At 57.2% G+C, this 15,321-nt stretch carries 8 protein-coding genes and 1 tRNA gene; 7 read left to right on the top strand and 2 right to left on the bottom strand.

Annotated elements, in window-relative coordinates:
- Nucleotides 1-151: 151 nt before the first annotated feature.
- Nucleotides 152-1,162 carry a DsbA family protein gene (locus tag BBOMB_RS06055; RefSeq protein WP_052377524.1) on the bottom strand — a complete coding sequence of 337 codons (1,011 nt, stop codon included), beginning with the start codon at nucleotides 1,160-1,162 and terminating at the stop codon, nucleotides 152-154.
- A 583-nt stretch (nucleotides 1,163-1,745) separates the two neighbouring features.
- On the opposite strand from BBOMB_RS06055, the gene BBOMB_RS06050 reads away from it, so the two are divergent.
- From BBOMB_RS06050 to BBOMB_RS06035, 4 genes are all read left to right on the top strand, one after another.
- Nucleotides 1,746-1,819, top strand: a tRNA-Thr gene (locus tag BBOMB_RS06050).
- Between the two features lie 283 nt (nucleotides 1,820-2,102).
- A complete protein-coding gene (locus tag BBOMB_RS06045) occupies nucleotides 2,103-3,533 on the top strand; it encodes an aggregation-promoting factor C-terminal-like domain-containing protein (RefSeq protein WP_044087571.1) in 1,431 nt (476 codons plus the stop codon).
- 353 nt (nucleotides 3,534-3,886) lie between these two features.
- On the top strand, nucleotides 3,887-4,963 hold the full coding sequence (locus BBOMB_RS06040; protein WP_081867421.1) for a ribosomal RNA small subunit methyltransferase A: 1,077 nt from the start codon (nucleotides 3,887-3,889) through the stop codon (nucleotides 4,961-4,963).
- A 131-nt stretch (nucleotides 4,964-5,094) separates the two neighbouring features.
- Nucleotides 5,095-5,763: a LytR C-terminal domain-containing protein gene (locus tag BBOMB_RS06035; RefSeq protein ID WP_044087570.1), complete on the top strand. Its 669-nt coding sequence runs from the start codon at nucleotides 5,095-5,097 to the stop codon at nucleotides 5,761-5,763.
- Between the two features lie 236 nt (nucleotides 5,764-5,999).
- Here BBOMB_RS06035 and BBOMB_RS06030 read toward each other — a convergent pair whose 3' ends face one another.
- The gene (locus tag BBOMB_RS06030; protein WP_044087568.1) at nucleotides 6,000-7,415 is read right to left on the bottom strand and encodes a CCA tRNA nucleotidyltransferase; all 1,416 of its coding nucleotides are present in this window, start codon (nucleotides 7,413-7,415) and stop codon (nucleotides 6,000-6,002) included.
- A 104-nt stretch (nucleotides 7,416-7,519) separates the two neighbouring features.
- Here BBOMB_RS06030 and BBOMB_RS08425 point away from each other — a divergent pair, with 104 nt between their 5' ends.
- From BBOMB_RS08425 to BBOMB_RS07685, 3 genes are read left to right on the top strand one after another with little or no spacing between them, the layout of a single operon-like run.
- Nucleotides 7,520-8,305: an NUDIX hydrolase gene (locus BBOMB_RS08425; RefSeq protein WP_044087566.1), complete on the top strand. Its 786-nt coding sequence runs from the start codon at nucleotides 7,520-7,522 to the stop codon at nucleotides 8,303-8,305.
- Entirely contained in the window at nucleotides 8,302-10,614 is a 2,313-nt protein-coding gene (locus tag BBOMB_RS06020) for a DUF6049 family protein (RefSeq protein ID WP_052377523.1), read from the top strand. Before BBOMB_RS08425 ends, BBOMB_RS06020 begins: the two co-directional genes overlap by 4 nt.
- Nucleotides 10,611-15,269 (top strand): murein biosynthesis integral membrane protein MurJ, encoded by a 4,659-nt coding sequence (locus tag BBOMB_RS07685; RefSeq protein ID WP_081867338.1) that lies wholly within the window; start codon nucleotides 10,611-10,613, stop codon nucleotides 15,267-15,269. The genes BBOMB_RS06020 and BBOMB_RS07685 overlap by 4 nt, the downstream gene beginning before the upstream one ends.
- Nucleotides 15,270-15,321 lie beyond the last annotated feature (52 nt).

Genomic DNA, 15,321 nt, shown 5'->3' with positions numbered 1-15,321 from the left:
CATATATGGCGCACAAGGCCATCAACTCGATTTAGGGAACGATGGTGACGCCGAGCACATCCATGGAAGTGAAGGAATCGACGCATACATGGATGCTCGCGACATCGCGTCGAAGATGGGACAAGTCATGAAGTTCAGCAGCAACAGGCTTTTATCGGGACTCACCACCGACACTCGGCAACTGGTCGGACCCGCCGACCTGCCCATCGGTAAGGCCCACCGTCTGCAACACGGCATCCTTGTAAGACAGTCCCTCATCCGCCAGCTTGTTGATATCTACCAACTGCCCGTTGCATACAATGGACGGAGTAGCCACTCTCCCGGCAAATTTGCCGGACTTGGCCATCAAATCCTTGCGACGCTTGGTATAGTCGTTACTCCGGTCAACCCATTCCTTGAATTCGCCGCTGAACGCCTTGCGCGCCACCGGCTCAGGCACACCGGCCTTGATGGCTTGATCACGCAGACTGTCGTTGCTCACCGGCTTATAATCAGGTAACTCGCGGGGCATGAAATCCGATGAATAGATGTTCTGAAGAAAATTCATAAGATGCTCCGAATTGGAATCATGATCGGTGATATAGGCGATGGCTTCAGCAGTGCGTGAAGAGTAATCGTCAGTTGACAGACGGTCAAGGAAGGCCACCGGATGGACCGATAGATTGATCTGACCGGCGGCGACCATCGTTTCCAAAGTACCATCCATCTGCTGAAGAAAAAGTTTGCAGCCGGGGCAGAGCGGATCCATGAAGACCTCGACGGTCGGCACACCGTTGATTTGCGAGCCATACCCATTGCGCGAAAGCATTATGCCGCCTTTCTTATCTGCGTATTCGGGCACGACCTTCACTTCCTGCAACGCGTTGTAAGCGTCCTGCTCGGTGATACTGCGTTGCAACTGACGTTGCTCGAAAATCTGTTGCAAGGACACACCTATCGTACAAATCAAGACAATGCTCGCCGCAAGAGTCATGATAATGATCCGGCGGCGCCACTTACGCTCCCTCGCCTTACGGCGGTGGTGCAGCGACTCACGAGAGCGCGCATCCATGTAGCGTCTATCAGAGCCGACGGCGACATCAGACGGTTGAACCAACTTAGCGTCCTGGTTCCGGACGTACCTGCGTGCCGTATAGGCGCCGCGTTCAGCTCCTGACTCCATATCGATTGCCTTCAGTTTTCCAAAATGCCTCAAACCTTATGACAGCACCGCCATAAACACACATACCTATGCTCTTCATTGAAGCATTACAATTATAAGTCGCCTGTTGTATGAACCAACAATCCGTACCTATCCAAACCAACCAGATACATAACACCTCCACATACCGTAAAATTGTAAAACTTTGACGGACACTGTCAAATCGACACGTCGTTTCCCCGTAGGAACACTCAGCACGAAAATACCTGCACCAATTAGGATTCAACAACACAAAAACCAATACTCTCGCTTGACTCTCCACATGCTTTTCCATAGCATAAAAACGTTCTCGTATTGCGCATATGGCTCAATGGAAGAATTCAACAAACAATCAGGAGAAACAAGAAATTCACATCAATAATTCCGAAAAAACACATTTGACATTACGATAGCATCAAGAACTTTTATCGTGTCTAGTTTGGCACTGCGAACGTCAAACCCGTTTTCGGTGCTTTCAAACACGACACGCGACACGCCCAGACTCGGTAGAGCACGAGTTAGGCTTATTCTCGTATAACGATGCGTCGGTATCCTAAGACGCATTGCCTCCTTAGCTCAGATGGCCAGAGCGGCCGCCTTGTAAGCGGCAGGTCGTCGGTTCGATCCCGACAGGAGGCTCACCTGAGCAAAGGGGCAGGCAACTTGGTGTTGAATTGATCTCTTTTCTCGAGTAAGGCGCAGAGGCCTGAATATATGCGGTTTCTGCCAACTGGCGGGGTTATTTACCCGAAATCCCGCCTTCAGGGCGGGAGTACCCCCTTCACTCCCGCCCTTTTACTTCACCGGTCGTGCCAGGGCCGACGACGGATTATCCCAATCGCCAACCTACTTTTACATTTATGACGCATCAAGTTAAGATGGATTACGCGGAACATAAACCGAAACCGAATCAGGAGAGCGCATGGAACGTCGTTGGACACCTCAGAGATTCACGACTCTCAGACGTATGCGCATCATCATATGCGTCGCGGCGGTGACCTTGACATGCATCGCGGCATTCGCGTTGGGAGCGCGAAAAACCGTCGCGCTCAGCATCAACGGTGAAACCCACACGGTCACCACGTATACGCAAAGCGTCGATAGACTGTTGCAGACAAATGGCGTCAAAATGAGGACGCACGACATGGTCAAGTCAACATCAAACGGAGCCCTGCGCAACCACGACACGGTCAATATGCAAAGTGCATATCAGGCGACTATCACCATCGATGGCCAGGAGGTACCTTTTTGGACCGTGGCTTCCAGCGCCGACCAGCTCCTTGGCTTTTTCAAGTCCAATGACGCACGGGCCTCCAGAGTCACGGTCAACGTGAACAACGTATACAACCAGCTCACCGGCGGGTTCGTAATCAACAGATCGGGTCCGGTGACCGTCATCGCCGACGGCAAGACATCCGTAGTGCCCAACGGGAAACTTACGGCTGCATCGATTTTGGATATGAAAGGCATCACACTGGGCAAAGAGGACCGCGTAAGCGTGGAAGACGTCGACGGGAAGACCATACTGCGCGTGCAGCGTGTCACGCATGGCGAGGAAACCTTGGATGTCGCGCTCCCCTACGGGACCCGCACGATCGTGGATTCTGCGCTTTCACCGGGTGCCAGCGAGATCCGCCAACAAGGCACGGACGGAGTCAAACGTCAGAACTTTAAGGTCACGTATGTGGACGGCGCTGCCGAAAGCAGGACACTGACATCGGAAACGATCGTGACCCCACCCGTCGACCAGGTCATCGCGGTAGGTCCATCGGCTCCTGCCCCCGCACCGAACTCCGGTAAAGACAAGGCCAACGGATCCGGCACGTCCAGCGGCACGTCCAGCGGCACATCCAGCTCGGGCGCCACTGGAGCAACCGACAGCGGGGCTTCAAGTGGCAGCGGCGAAAAGGACAAGGAGAAAACACCGTCTGCCCCTTCACAGAATCCGATGCCTTCACCGGCACCAGCTCCCACACCAAATCCACCAGCACAACAACCACAGCCCACACCCACTCCACCACCGGCCAGCAATGATAACGGCATGTGGCACGCATCCCCTCAAGTCGCACAGACCTATGCCAGAGGCGCGGTGAGGCAGATGGGTTGGAGTGACCAGGACTTCAACGCCTTGGTACCGTTGTGGGACCATGAGTCCGGCTGGTGCTGGTGGCAAAAGAACCCGAAATCCACTGCTCTCGGCATTCCCCAGTTGCTTGACTACTATTATGCATCGGTGCCGAATTACCGTGACGATGCCGGCGTCCAAATCAACATCGGCCTGAGCTACATCCGTAGCCGTTACGGGAGTCCATCCGAGGCATGGAGGGTTTGGCAAACGCAGAGTTGGTACTAAGGGTCATGTCATGCAAGTCATGCATGTCATGCAAGTCATGCAAGTCATGCAAGTATAGCGAGGCAGGGCATGACTTGCCTTCGCCCAGTACATGATGGCGCAACGCCAGGTCTGCACGGTCTACGTATAAGGACGGCTCCATAGAGAATCGGACTGCGACCCGCGTGAATCTGGGCAGCGTTTCGACCCCAAAACATCGTCGCAGCGTCATGCCCAGCGCCACCTCATGCGTGCAACGGCCATCCTCTGGTTCCGGCGCATTGTGTAGATTGAAGGTCATGGGAAACGAGCAATCGGACGCATCCGATCGGATGGATAGACCAGGTGAAGTCAGGACGAGCGAAAAAAAGGACATGACAGTGTCGGAAAGCGTGGCGGCGTCTCATGACACGGATGGTTCGGCAGACCGGACCGGCGGCGCGGCGCGACTGTTGGGAGCCGCGGACGTCCGCCGTATTGCGGCGGAGGCTGGTATCAGCCCGACCAAGAGATTCGGGCAGAATTTCGTCATCGACCCAGGCACCGTACGGCGTATCGCCCGCAAAGCCGAAGTGGGCGAAGGCACGAATGTACTGGAAGTAGGGCCAGGTCTGGGCTCATTGACACTGGCCCTGCTGGAGACAGGCGCCAACGTCGCCGCCGTGGAAATCGACCCCGCTCTGGCGGAACGACTGCCCCGTACGATTGCAGAATACATGCCGCAGGCAGCTGAACGGCTCACCGTGATTAAGGCAGATGCGCTGACACTGCAACCCGGGGACCTACCACACTTCACAACGACGAACAACGACGAGCGATGCCCATCGCACTCCACCGCCGTGGACACGGCCGTCTGCACGGTTGAAAACGCCGCAGACTCCGGCGACAGAGCTTCGTCAAACGAGGTGAACAGGCACGTGGGCGGCGGCACGGACGGATTCACCCTTGTTTCGAATCTGCCCTATAATGTTGCGACTCCTGTTTTACTGACCTTGCTTGAGCGCTTCCCAAATCTGAACCGATTCGTGGTCATGGTGCAGAAAGAAGTCGCCGACCGCCTCTCGGCACAGCCCGGCAACAAGGTCTACGGGGCTCCAAGTGTGAAGCTCGCATGGTACGGCGAAACGGAACGGGTCGGACTCGTTGGGCGCAACGTGTTCTGGCCGGCACCGAACGTCGATTCGGCGCTCGTCTCCTTCACCCGCACCTCTGACACCGGCACGACCACTTCAGGCACCTTCCGTCCCACACGCGAGACGTTGTTCCGGCTTGTGGACGCCGCTTTCGGACAACGTAGGAAAACACTGCACGCCGCACTGAAGGGAATGGTGACAGAGGCGGAATTCTCCGATGCCGGCATCGATCCGACAAGACGCGGCGAAACGCTGACGGTTGAGGAGTTTTCATCGCTGGCACGAGCCTGCGACCTGCACGACCGACTCCAGCCGTAATGCACAAGACCGCCATGATGTGGCGGACGAGTCATGGAGTGTCGGTAAAATATACTGCAAGAGGGTTGCGATGTCGCTGGATGATGCGGCAGCCAGCACGACGGACAAGCGCAGATCGACAGGAAACGGGAATGCCACAACGAAACATTGACGAACGCGAAGAGCGTAAGCAATACGTGCACAGACGTCAGGTCAAGGTGTTCACTTTTGTGGCCGCGGTGCTGGCCGTGGCACTCATCGTTTCGGTGTTGTTCGAGTTGCATGGTTTCAGCGGCAAAGCCCAAACCTCTCCTAGTGAGCAGGCCGACACCAACTTCGGCGCGGCTTCGGTCTGCGCGCCTCTGAACGAGCATAGGAACGAGGCGGCTTATCCTTCCAATTCCACGGTGTATGTACGTGTCCTTAATGGTACAAAGTCCCGCGGCTTCGCCGGCGCTGTCGGCGAAGCGCTAACCGACAGACTGTTCAACGTCACTTCCGTATCGAATTACACACGGCAGAACGTGAAACGCACGACCATCTATTACGGCGTCAACAACATCTATCAGGCATACACCGTGCTCGCGAACTTCTCCGATGCGCAAATGGTGATGGACAACCGGCAGGACGCCCTGGTCGATGTCGTGCTGGGCACTTCATTCAACGATCTGGTATCCAAAAAACAAATACCGGCGAAAAACGCGAAAATCAAGAACCTCAAAGGCTGCACGAACCTGGATAAGGTCGATAAGGCAAAATTGCCCAGTGCACCTGTGCACGACGCTCCTCCAGCCCCCGCCGAGGGCGACCAGAACAGCTGAAGCCAAGGCGGACGAAACCGGAGGAATCCGAACCCATATATTGGCGAACGGCGCATCATGTAGCCCTCGAAACATGGACGCCGGCTAGGCATATGCCCAAGAAACAAGCCTCACGACAGCTGGCGGCGCCTTAGACCCCGACACCGGTACCGAGAGCCGTACCGTACCGCCACCGAACAAGCGACCAAATTCAGTGGATGGGTAGGCGCACCGCCGTACGCGACACCAGCATGAAGCTAGCCCTGCTCCCGAGCCCATCGCTCAAGCTCGGCCTGCGCCTCGGCGCGGCTCGTCGGGCCATGGTCGAGACGGAAATCGAGCATATGCCTGTAGGCACGCCCCACCATTGGACCGGGCTCGACGCCGAGTATCTCGATGATGTCGTTGCCGTTCAGGTCGGGACGGATGGCGTTGAGATCCTCCTGCTCCTTAAGCTTCTTCACACGGCTCTCAAGCTCATCCATCGCCTGCTCGAATATGAGCGCCTTACGGCGGTTACGTGTGGTGGCATCGGCGCGGGTGAGTCTGTTGAGCCGCTCGTACAACGGTCCTGAATCCTTGACATAGCGTCGTACGGCAGCATCGGTCCACGGTTCCTCGACGTAGCCGTGGAAACGAAGGTGCATATTGACGAGGGCACTGACATCATCGATCATACTGTGGTCGAAATGCAGAGCCTTCATGCGTTTACGCACCATCTTCGCCCCCACGGCGTCATGGTGATGAAAACTCACCTTGCCCCGCGGCTCAAAGCGGCGGGTTGCTGGCTTGCCGATGTCATGCAGCAACGCCGCAAGGCGCAATGTGAGATCCGGTGCTGGGACAGGACCGTCGGGGCCGGTCTCCAGAGCGATGGCACGGTCAAGCACCCTAAGCGTGTGCTCAAAAACGTCCTTATGACGGTGATGTTCATCAATCTCAAGCTGAAGCGCCGGAATCTCGGGAAGCACGATGTCGGCCAGACCCGAATCGACCAAGGCCTCCACCCCCTCGTGTGGCCGTTCGGAGAGCAGCAGCTTCACCAATTCGTCACGTACACGTTCCGCGGAGACGATTTCGATGCGATCGGTCATCTCCGTTATGGCCACTGCCGTATCGGGCTCGATGCGGAAACCCAGCTGAGCCACGAAACGGACGGCACGCATCATGCGCAATGGGTCATCCTCGAAGGATTGGCGCGGATCCACAGGGGTGCGCAGAATTCCCTTGGCTATATCGTTCGCACCGCCGAACGGGTCCACGAACCGAAGATCGGGGACACGAAGAGCCATGGCGTTTACGGTGAAATCCCTTCGGGAGAGATCGCCTTCGAGCGAATCACCGTAGCTGACTGCCGGCTTGCGCGAATCAGGGTCATACTTGTCACTGCGGTACGTGGTGACCTCGACCTTCACCTCCGTACCATCAGCACGACGCCGCATGGCACCCAAGGTGCCGAACTTACGCCCCATGTCCCAGAAGCCGTCATGGCCGAAACGTCTGAGAATCGGCTCGAACTCCTCCGGACGCGCCGACGTACAGAAGTCCAGATCGTGGCTCGCCCGATGAAGCAACAAATCGCGCACAGGGCCGCCGACCAAAGCCAGTTCATGTCCTTCCTGCTCGAACATGCGTCCCAGTTCAATGGCCTCAGGCCATACCTCGAAATCCAATGTAACTCCTTAAAACAAGCAAAACAGCCGTTTAAAGTCTATTTTTACTATCTTCTAGCATACCTTCACCCCATCTGCACAGCGGGTTGAGTAGAGTAGGAAGCATGATAACACCCGCAGACATGGCTCGCATGGTAGCCAAGGCCGCGGGCAAGCGCGCCCAAAAACGCGAAATCAACGATTCCGGGCCGCAAGACAACTTAGAACCTGACTCACTGCTGTATTCTTCAGGCCCAGAAACAGAGTTGGGCCAAGCCTTTGACGGCGCGTCACTACGTAGATTAAGGGCGGCGCTGAACAGCGAAGACGGCGAGGGGAAGAAACCACCGCAAGGCAGCAGGCAGGGAACCGATCAATGGCACACGACGGAAGAGACTCCCACACCTGCCTTGATGGCCCGAATCCACCAAGGTGGACCTCACACCACATTCGCTTCGCTGGATGCCCAGGAGCTACCGGCCGTGCGAGAGTATTCTGCAGGAGGGCTCATTTTCGATGATAGGAACCGTGTAGCCGTCATAGCGCGCCATTCACGCAGCGGCCATCTGGAATGGTGCTTGCCGAAAGGACATATAGAAAAAGGCGAGACGCCGGAGGAAACGGCGGTCCGCGAAATCCACGAGGAGACCGGAATCCTGGGTGTGGTGGTGACCTCCATCGCCACCACGGATTATTGGTTCACCGGCACGGATGAGCGCGTCCACAAGCTGGTGCATCATTTCGCTTTACGCAAGGTCGGAGGATTCCTCACAGTGGAAGGCGATCCTGATCACGAAGCCGAGGATACAAAGTGGGTGGATTTCGAAGATCTGGACAAGGTGCTGAGTTACCCTAACGAACGTAAAATAGTATGGCTATATGCCAGAAAGATGAACAGGCAGGGCCAATGAAACACCTTCACGCTCACAGGGCGTCGACGTGCCGCCTGGCCAGCCGCGCCGTCATCCTGATCACCATCATGCTCTCGTTGTTCTTGACCTTGGCCGTGGAGCCGGCTCCCGCATCGGCGGTCCCTCAATCCGCCGAGCCGCGGCCGCAGGCAGCGCTCACACTCACCTCATCGACGCCCGTGGTCAGTGCAAGCTCCGGGTACCACATTAAAGTCACCATCGCCAACAAAAGCGACCATGTCTTGAAAGCCGGACTGCTCCGCGCCGCGACGAACACATATTACAACTTCGTATCACGCACCGACCTCAACGATTGGGCGCGCGCCCAGAACACCATCCCCACCTCCAACGAGCTAGGTCGCGCCGATGTGCCTGAAATACCGGTCAATGGCACGACAACGGTGAGCGTGGATGCCAACGCCGACCAAACCACACTCAAGGCATTGCAGACATGGGGGCCAAAACCAGTGAGAATAGACTATTTCATTGGGCATGATCCCATCGCCCTTGACCGGACGGCAAGCCTGCGCACCTTCCTTACACGTTCAAAGGACGGTCTGAATACCGCCGACACCCCACCGATGCAGGCCACGGTGGTCATGCCGTTCACCGACATCTCATGGCGACTGGACGGCAAGGCCGTTGATGCGCTCATGAGCGGCGACAAGGGCATCCAAGCGTCGGAAGCGTTGCGTAACGGCGGAGAAGCCACCGACGAGCAGACGAGATCCACGTTGAACGACGTACAGAAACTCGTCGAAAACCATCCCAAGCTCCAAGTGGTCACCGATCCGTCATATGCCAAGACGCTGAAATTGGTACCTAAATCAAGCGGCGTGATGCAGCCGGGGAATTTCGACATCACCGCATTCAGCGCACACGGCAATCCCGAAGACTACAACGCGGCGGGGGTATCCCCATCGATGTGGAACAGCGAAGCCGCTACCGCCCAATATCGTACCGCCGTGGGAGACGCCTCGGCATCCCCCTCCGCCTATGCCTGGCAAGGCGACAGCACTTGGACGCTCAACGCGCTTTCCAGAGCCCGGGAACAGGGCTATACGACCGCCATCGCGCAAAGCGGCATCGAAGACAACGGGGATGGAGCCATACATTCCGACATATACTCCGTTCCCACCCCTGCGGGCGAAATCACACTTGTCGCGGCGCAACGCGATTTGACCCAGCTTTCCCAGGGCAACCCCTCCGACAAGTCTGCAGCGGCGGAGCAAAGCGAAGCTGGTCGAATTTCCAGGCTTCTGGCGCAGAGCGCCTTCTATCAAATGGAACAACCGTATTCGAACCGCAATGTGCTCATCTGCCTTTCACCATCACGCACGGCTGATGAGAACGGGACCATCATGAGCTCGCTCGAGCAGGCCACCTGGCTTTCATTGACCGACTTGGACTCCCTAACAAAGGCAGAGGCCTATGCATCAGGCGAGCAGGCCGCGGCACTGCTCCCCAAGTCGGCGGAGATGAGCCAGCAACATACGAAACAACTCGCTCAAAATCTGGAGTCTCTGAAAAGCAGCGCCGCAGATATCGAGCGTTTCCGATCCTCGGTGCTTGATGCGCCCGCCTCCCCTACAGGCGGCTTGGGGAGCAACGAGGAAAGGCAAGCAGACAGTAACGGCAAGAAGAAGAACGACGATCCTCAATCCCTCGCACGTCAGGACGCCAAGGAAACCGCCAATCGCACCAAAAACTCTGGCACGTGGATGAATGCCGTCACCTCGCTGCATAACGAGCTGGCCTTTCACGCACTATGCGCGCACATACACCAGCCGGAGAAAACCGATGAAAAGGGACCAACGGCACGCAGCGATGATGACGCCGCGAAAGCCGAAAGTGCCAACCACCTTACGGACGATGCCAGAGGTTTGGCCGATCGGCTGTTCCAAAGCGTGCGCATAAGCCAGTCGGAACCGTTAACCGTGGTGAGTGAAACGGCCTCGATGCCCGTCAATGTAACCAACGACTTGCCTTATCCGGTGCGGGTGAAGGTCTCATCACTCACGGACTCCATGGAAATCGTCACGTCAAGGTTCGAGGAGGTCGCCGTACCAGCCAAAGGCACGTCGCAGACGACCTTCACTGTGCGCGTCTCCACGTCGGGGACGGCCACGGCGCACATGAATCTACTCGATCGCTCGGGTGTCGTGTTCTCTTCGCCGCAATCCACGAAGATAACCTCCACGTTGCGCATCAGCGACGTGACGGGCTGGCTGTTCATCGCTTTCGCCTTACTGCTGGCTGTGGTCGGTCTATGGCGGCAATTCCACGTTACAAAGGATTCCGATCAATGAGCTCTTCTGTAGGACATAACTCCATGGTGATGGCCACCGGTACGGCGGCCTCCCGCATCACAGGGCAGGTGCGGACCATACTGCTGGCCGCCGCGTTGGGGACCACCGGGCTGGCCGCCAACGCCTACCAAGCTGGATCGCAGATTCCGCAAGTCATCTACACTTTGGTATCGGGCGGCATCTTCAATGCGGTATTGGTGCCGCAGATCGTGCGTACCCTCAAATCCAAAGACGCACAGGAACAGCTCAATAAACTCATCACCTTCGCAATCGTTCTACTGTTGGCGGTCACCGGTGTCGTTGCGGCACTCACTCCGGCTTTGACAAGGTTGTACGTCAACGGCGGATCGGACATGCTCGCCTTGTCCACGGCGTTCACCTTCTGGTGCGTTCCGCAGATATTCTTTTATGGGCTGTACACGGTGGTCGGCCAAATCCTTGCGGCAAAAGACCATTTCGGCATGTATGCATGGAGTTCCGTAGGCGCCAACGTCATCAGCTGCGTCGGTTTCACCGTCTTCATACTCATGTTCGGCAAGGCCGACAAACAGCCACTCGGATTCTGGACGGAAGAGAAAATCGCGCTCACGGCCGGGACATGGACACTCGGCGTCGCGTTTCAGGCGCTGGTACTGTTCCTTCCACTGTTCAAACTCGGAATCCATTATCGACCGCGATTGGGCGTGCACGGCATCGGACTGCGGCAAATGGGGCCTGTTGCGGCGTGGAGCCTTGGGATAGTGGTCATGGACCAGCTCACGACGATCATCAACACACGGGTGAGTACAAGCGCGCCACTCAAGGCCCACGAAGCCTACGGCACCAGTCTGTATGAAGTGGCCGGGAACGCCACTTACCAGAACGCCTTCACGATTTACGTCCTTCCGTATTCCCTGATCGCGGTTTCGGTGGCCACGGCCATATTCCCCCGTATCGCGCAGTTCGTAGCCGATCGTGACGTCGATTCGGCCAGGGTGACGCTCAGTCGCTCCTTACGCAATGTTTGGCTGGTCATGTGCTTCTTCACAGCCGCATTCGTCGTCATGCCGGTGCCCATCTCCCTGGCGCTTCTGCCCTCCATCAGCCTAAAGGAGGCGCTGCTGATGAGCGGCCCCTTGGTGGCACTGGCACTCGGCCTCCCTCTGAGCTCCTTGTTCCTCATCATCCAGCGTACGTTCTACGCCTTCGAAGACGGATATCACCCCTTTCTTTTCGTGACGTTGCAGTACCTGTCCCAAATTGGGATCCTACTCCTGGGAACCCTGTTCATCCGCGAGGAGGATTGGGTGACGCTGCTGGGAATGAGCATAACGGCGAGCTACATGGTCTCCTGCCCGGCCCTCATTATCATGCTGCGCCGACGTTTCGACGGCCACATCGACGGCACAAGGGTGCTGACGACTTCCATCAAGGCGATTGTCGCCGGTTGCGTCGCCGCAGTCGGAGGGCTTGCCATGAGAAACCCCGTATATTCACTGTTCGGAGCATACATTCATGATGGATCGGGACATATGAGTTGGATTCAATCCATCGGGGTTTGCATCATACAGAGCATCGTGGTTATCTTGCTGTACGTCGGCACACTGCTGGTGCTGCGCACGCCAGAGCTGTCTTCCTCGTTGGAAATCATAAAATCACGAATCGCCAACCGAGGAACGGACAATCGGAAAGCAAACCGCGTCACCCGCAAGGAGTCCAACGAAGACATCGATGGGCACACCACCGCCGTAGCTCCCACCGGCATACGTCAGGCGCGGCGAGACCTAGAGGAAGGTTCCGATCAAGACTGCACCCTGCCGCCGGAGCCCGCATCGAGGAAAGTCGTCTCCAACCGATACGGCCGATCCACAGCCGATGAACGTAAGACGGACCGCGAAGCATCCGCCTACGTACCGGCCTCCATGCCGCCGTCATTCGCCGTCTCATCAGCGGCGGCTGATTCCCGCGGCTCAGGCAACGCTCCTCAACGCCCTTCAGCCGGGGACATTGGGAACCGAAGCATCAAAGACCCCAATGCTTTAAATCGAGGCCAGGCGCGGAACAGTCGGACGTCACCTGTCTTCGGCCAGACAAGCGGTGCGGCCGGCGACGAGTACGCCAGTGGGGCCCACGCCTCCACAACACCGTCGGGCAACGTTGACTCGGCCACTCCCGACGTTAATATTGAATTAGGAAAGGTCTTCGAACCCGCATTATCGACAAACAGAACCGGAACAGACATGGAACTGAAATCACAGGACATTGTAATCGATCGATACATGCTGATTTCTCCGCTTCGCAGAACCCCGGGATTCGAGGCTTGGCGCGTCTTGGACACGGTATTGGACCAGGACAGGCAACTGTTCGTCATCACCGACACGTCCATCACCTCCAAAGTGGAGGCCATCGCCTCATCGCTCGCGCTCTCCACCAACAACCGATTCACCAAGGTCAGCTCGATGCAGTACGTGCATAAGGCTGCGGTGCTGGTCACGCAAATGGAATCCGGAGTAACCCTCAGCGACTGCCTGGGGACCGGCAGCGGGCATGGCAGGTTGGACTTCCAATCCATGCGCCTGATAACGATGCAAGTCACGGAAGGCTTGCGGCAATTGCTTTCCGACGGCATCGCCCTTCCCACGCTTACCACCGACATGATTCGCATCGGCACGGACGGCATCCAGATTGCGGACGCTCCTGTGAGCCCGATGTTCATTGACCTGCTGCATACGCCGAAGATGGATGCCGAACGCACGGCCATCTATCAGACCGCCTCATTGCTCTACGCGATGATCACCGACCGCGCCAGCGCCGACATCCCTAATTTCGACTTGGAACAGCTCCCCGAGGACACACCGGAGGAATTTAGTCTCATCTGCCAGCGCGGACTTGATGTTGTCTACCTCGACCATTCCTCCAGCATCTCCTTGGTTTCGCTTTCCGAACTCATGACTTTGCTGGGATCGTCGACGACGGTGAGAGGTTCCAACACAAATAAGCTCCTTCGCACCAACGCAATCGATGCCTGCGGCATGGGCTCAGGCGAACAGACAGACGCCGATGCGACAATCGAGCGTACGGCATTACGACAGTTAGGTGCCAGCAACGCGCTGCCCATCACGAAAGAGCTCATAGCGCATCTCTCCGGTGAGACTGGAACCGCCGATGGTGAACCGGAAAGCTCGCAGGATTCGAACAATCCAGGCGCATGCAACGAACCGATTCCGTCAATCCATGATCCAGCCGATGACCGGCAGGCCACAGGACACCCCGAATCAGGCGGGGCTGCCGAACGCCGACCACAGCAGACGGCCAACGCCACGGCACGTACCTTCAGGTCGGTCATTTCAGGCAAAAACAACGGATTACGCACCTCAGGCGACGGCCAGCCAACCCAGGGCACTCGCGATGGTTCGGACTTAGCGGACAGCACCTCCGATACCGCCGGACTGGACTTTCACGACATCGCCGCAGCCGAAATGGCACAGGCCTTTAAACCAGTGGATGCTTTCGCAGATAATTCACTGTTTCCCGGCTTCAGAAAAACCAAGGCCGACAAGACCGGACTAAGCGGCCCCGAATTCGCTTCGCGTCCAGGCGTCCCCTTCACGCAAAACACACGTATCAGTATCGACCAGAATGCCGGCGACCCCGCAGGCGGCTTATCGGCTGTGGATCATGACGCTGCCGACGGCGGCACCACGGATAAGCCGGGCAATGGGTTGCCCGAATCCGCCATGGATGCTCAGTCGATGAAACACGATTCGACACGCGAACAAGCCGGTGCTAAAGCCGATTCCGAGGTCGAGGCCGAAGCTGACGAGACCCGCACCGGACTGCCATTGCTGGCGAGTTCGTTCAACGGTGCAGCTCCAGAAGGCGCTCAAAATGATTTCCTTGCATTTCAGGCGACCAGCCGCATCCCCATTTTCACCGAGGCAGGCACCCCCATCAGGCCGGGCGAGGAATCGGCACGCGCCCTCATCAAAGAAAGGGACGCTTCACGGTTGAACGCGGACGGCGCGCTCCCGCCTAGTTTCACCCCTGCCTCACAGGTCGAGAAGGTGGAGGAATTCACTGATTCTCCCGCGCTCAAACATAAAACCACCAAAATCATCGTCGTGGTGCTCGTGGCCTTGCTGCTCATCGCAGCCCTCGGTTTCGCCATGCTCGGTCTGGTCAATCATAGCAGCGGACTTGGAGGCTTGGGACAGCAGAATTCACAGTCGGGTCCATGGCCGAAGATCGACGTCAACAAGGTGCCGTTCAAAGGGAATAAGGACGAAGAAGGATCTGGACGGACTGAGGATACTCCAGCCAAACCCAAACCTGCGCCGCAACCGGAGAACACGACACCATATACCATCGCGAGCCAGTCTTTCATCGACAACACGGACGGTCAGCAGGGATATGGCTACCACATCCATCTGAACCAACCACAACCCGTTTCGCGGTTCGTCATCACCATCCGCTCCTCGGGCGGCAATGCGCAGCTCATGGCGAATACCAACAAACCCACCTCAGGCCAGAAAGTGGCACAGTTCAGCTTCGACCAGAGCGGCACGACGGAGGTAAAACTCAAGCAGAAAGTCACCACACAGGATCTCCTGGTTTGGGTGCCGATCAATTCCCTGCCAGGAAATTCGTTCTGGGTCGAAAAAGTCCAGGTCTTCTAGGCGCAATCAATGTCTTGGGATGACGACCCCGGCTATAGCCGCTCTTTCTGCG

It is taken from the genome of Bifidobacterium bombi DSM 19703, assembly GCF_000737845.1.
In the GTDB taxonomy this organism is placed as follows: Bacteria; Actinomycetota; Actinomycetes; order Actinomycetales; family Bifidobacteriaceae; genus Bifidobacterium; species Bifidobacterium bombi.
Note: the sequence above shows the minus strand (reverse complement) of the source record. Positions and strands in the feature narration are given on the sequence as shown.

What these genes read in the sequence shown, in the direction of transcription:
- BBOMB_RS06040 (WP_081867421.1), top strand. Translation starts at nt 3,887, where the DNA reads ATGACAGTGTCGGAAAGCGTGGCGGCGTCTCATGACACGGATGGTTCG.
- BBOMB_RS06020 (WP_052377523.1), top strand. Translation starts at nt 8,302, where the DNA reads ATGAAACACCTTCACGCTCACAGGGCGTCGACGTGCCGCCTGGCCAGC.
- BBOMB_RS07685 (WP_081867338.1), top strand. Translation starts at nt 10,611, where the DNA reads ATGAGCTCTTCTGTAGGACATAACTCCATGGTGATGGCCACCGGTACG.
- BBOMB_RS06055 (WP_052377524.1), bottom strand. Translation starts at nt 1,162, where the DNA reads ATGGAGTCAGGAGCTGAACGCGGCGCCTATACGGCACGCAGGTACGTC.
- BBOMB_RS08425 (WP_044087566.1), top strand. Translation starts at nt 7,520, where the DNA reads ATGATAACACCCGCAGACATGGCTCGCATGGTAGCCAAGGCCGCGGGC.
- BBOMB_RS06035 (WP_044087570.1), top strand. Translation starts at nt 5,095, where the DNA reads ATGCCACAACGAAACATTGACGAACGCGAAGAGCGTAAGCAATACGTG.
- BBOMB_RS06045 (WP_044087571.1), top strand. Translation starts at nt 2,103, where the DNA reads ATGGAACGTCGTTGGACACCTCAGAGATTCACGACTCTCAGACGTATG.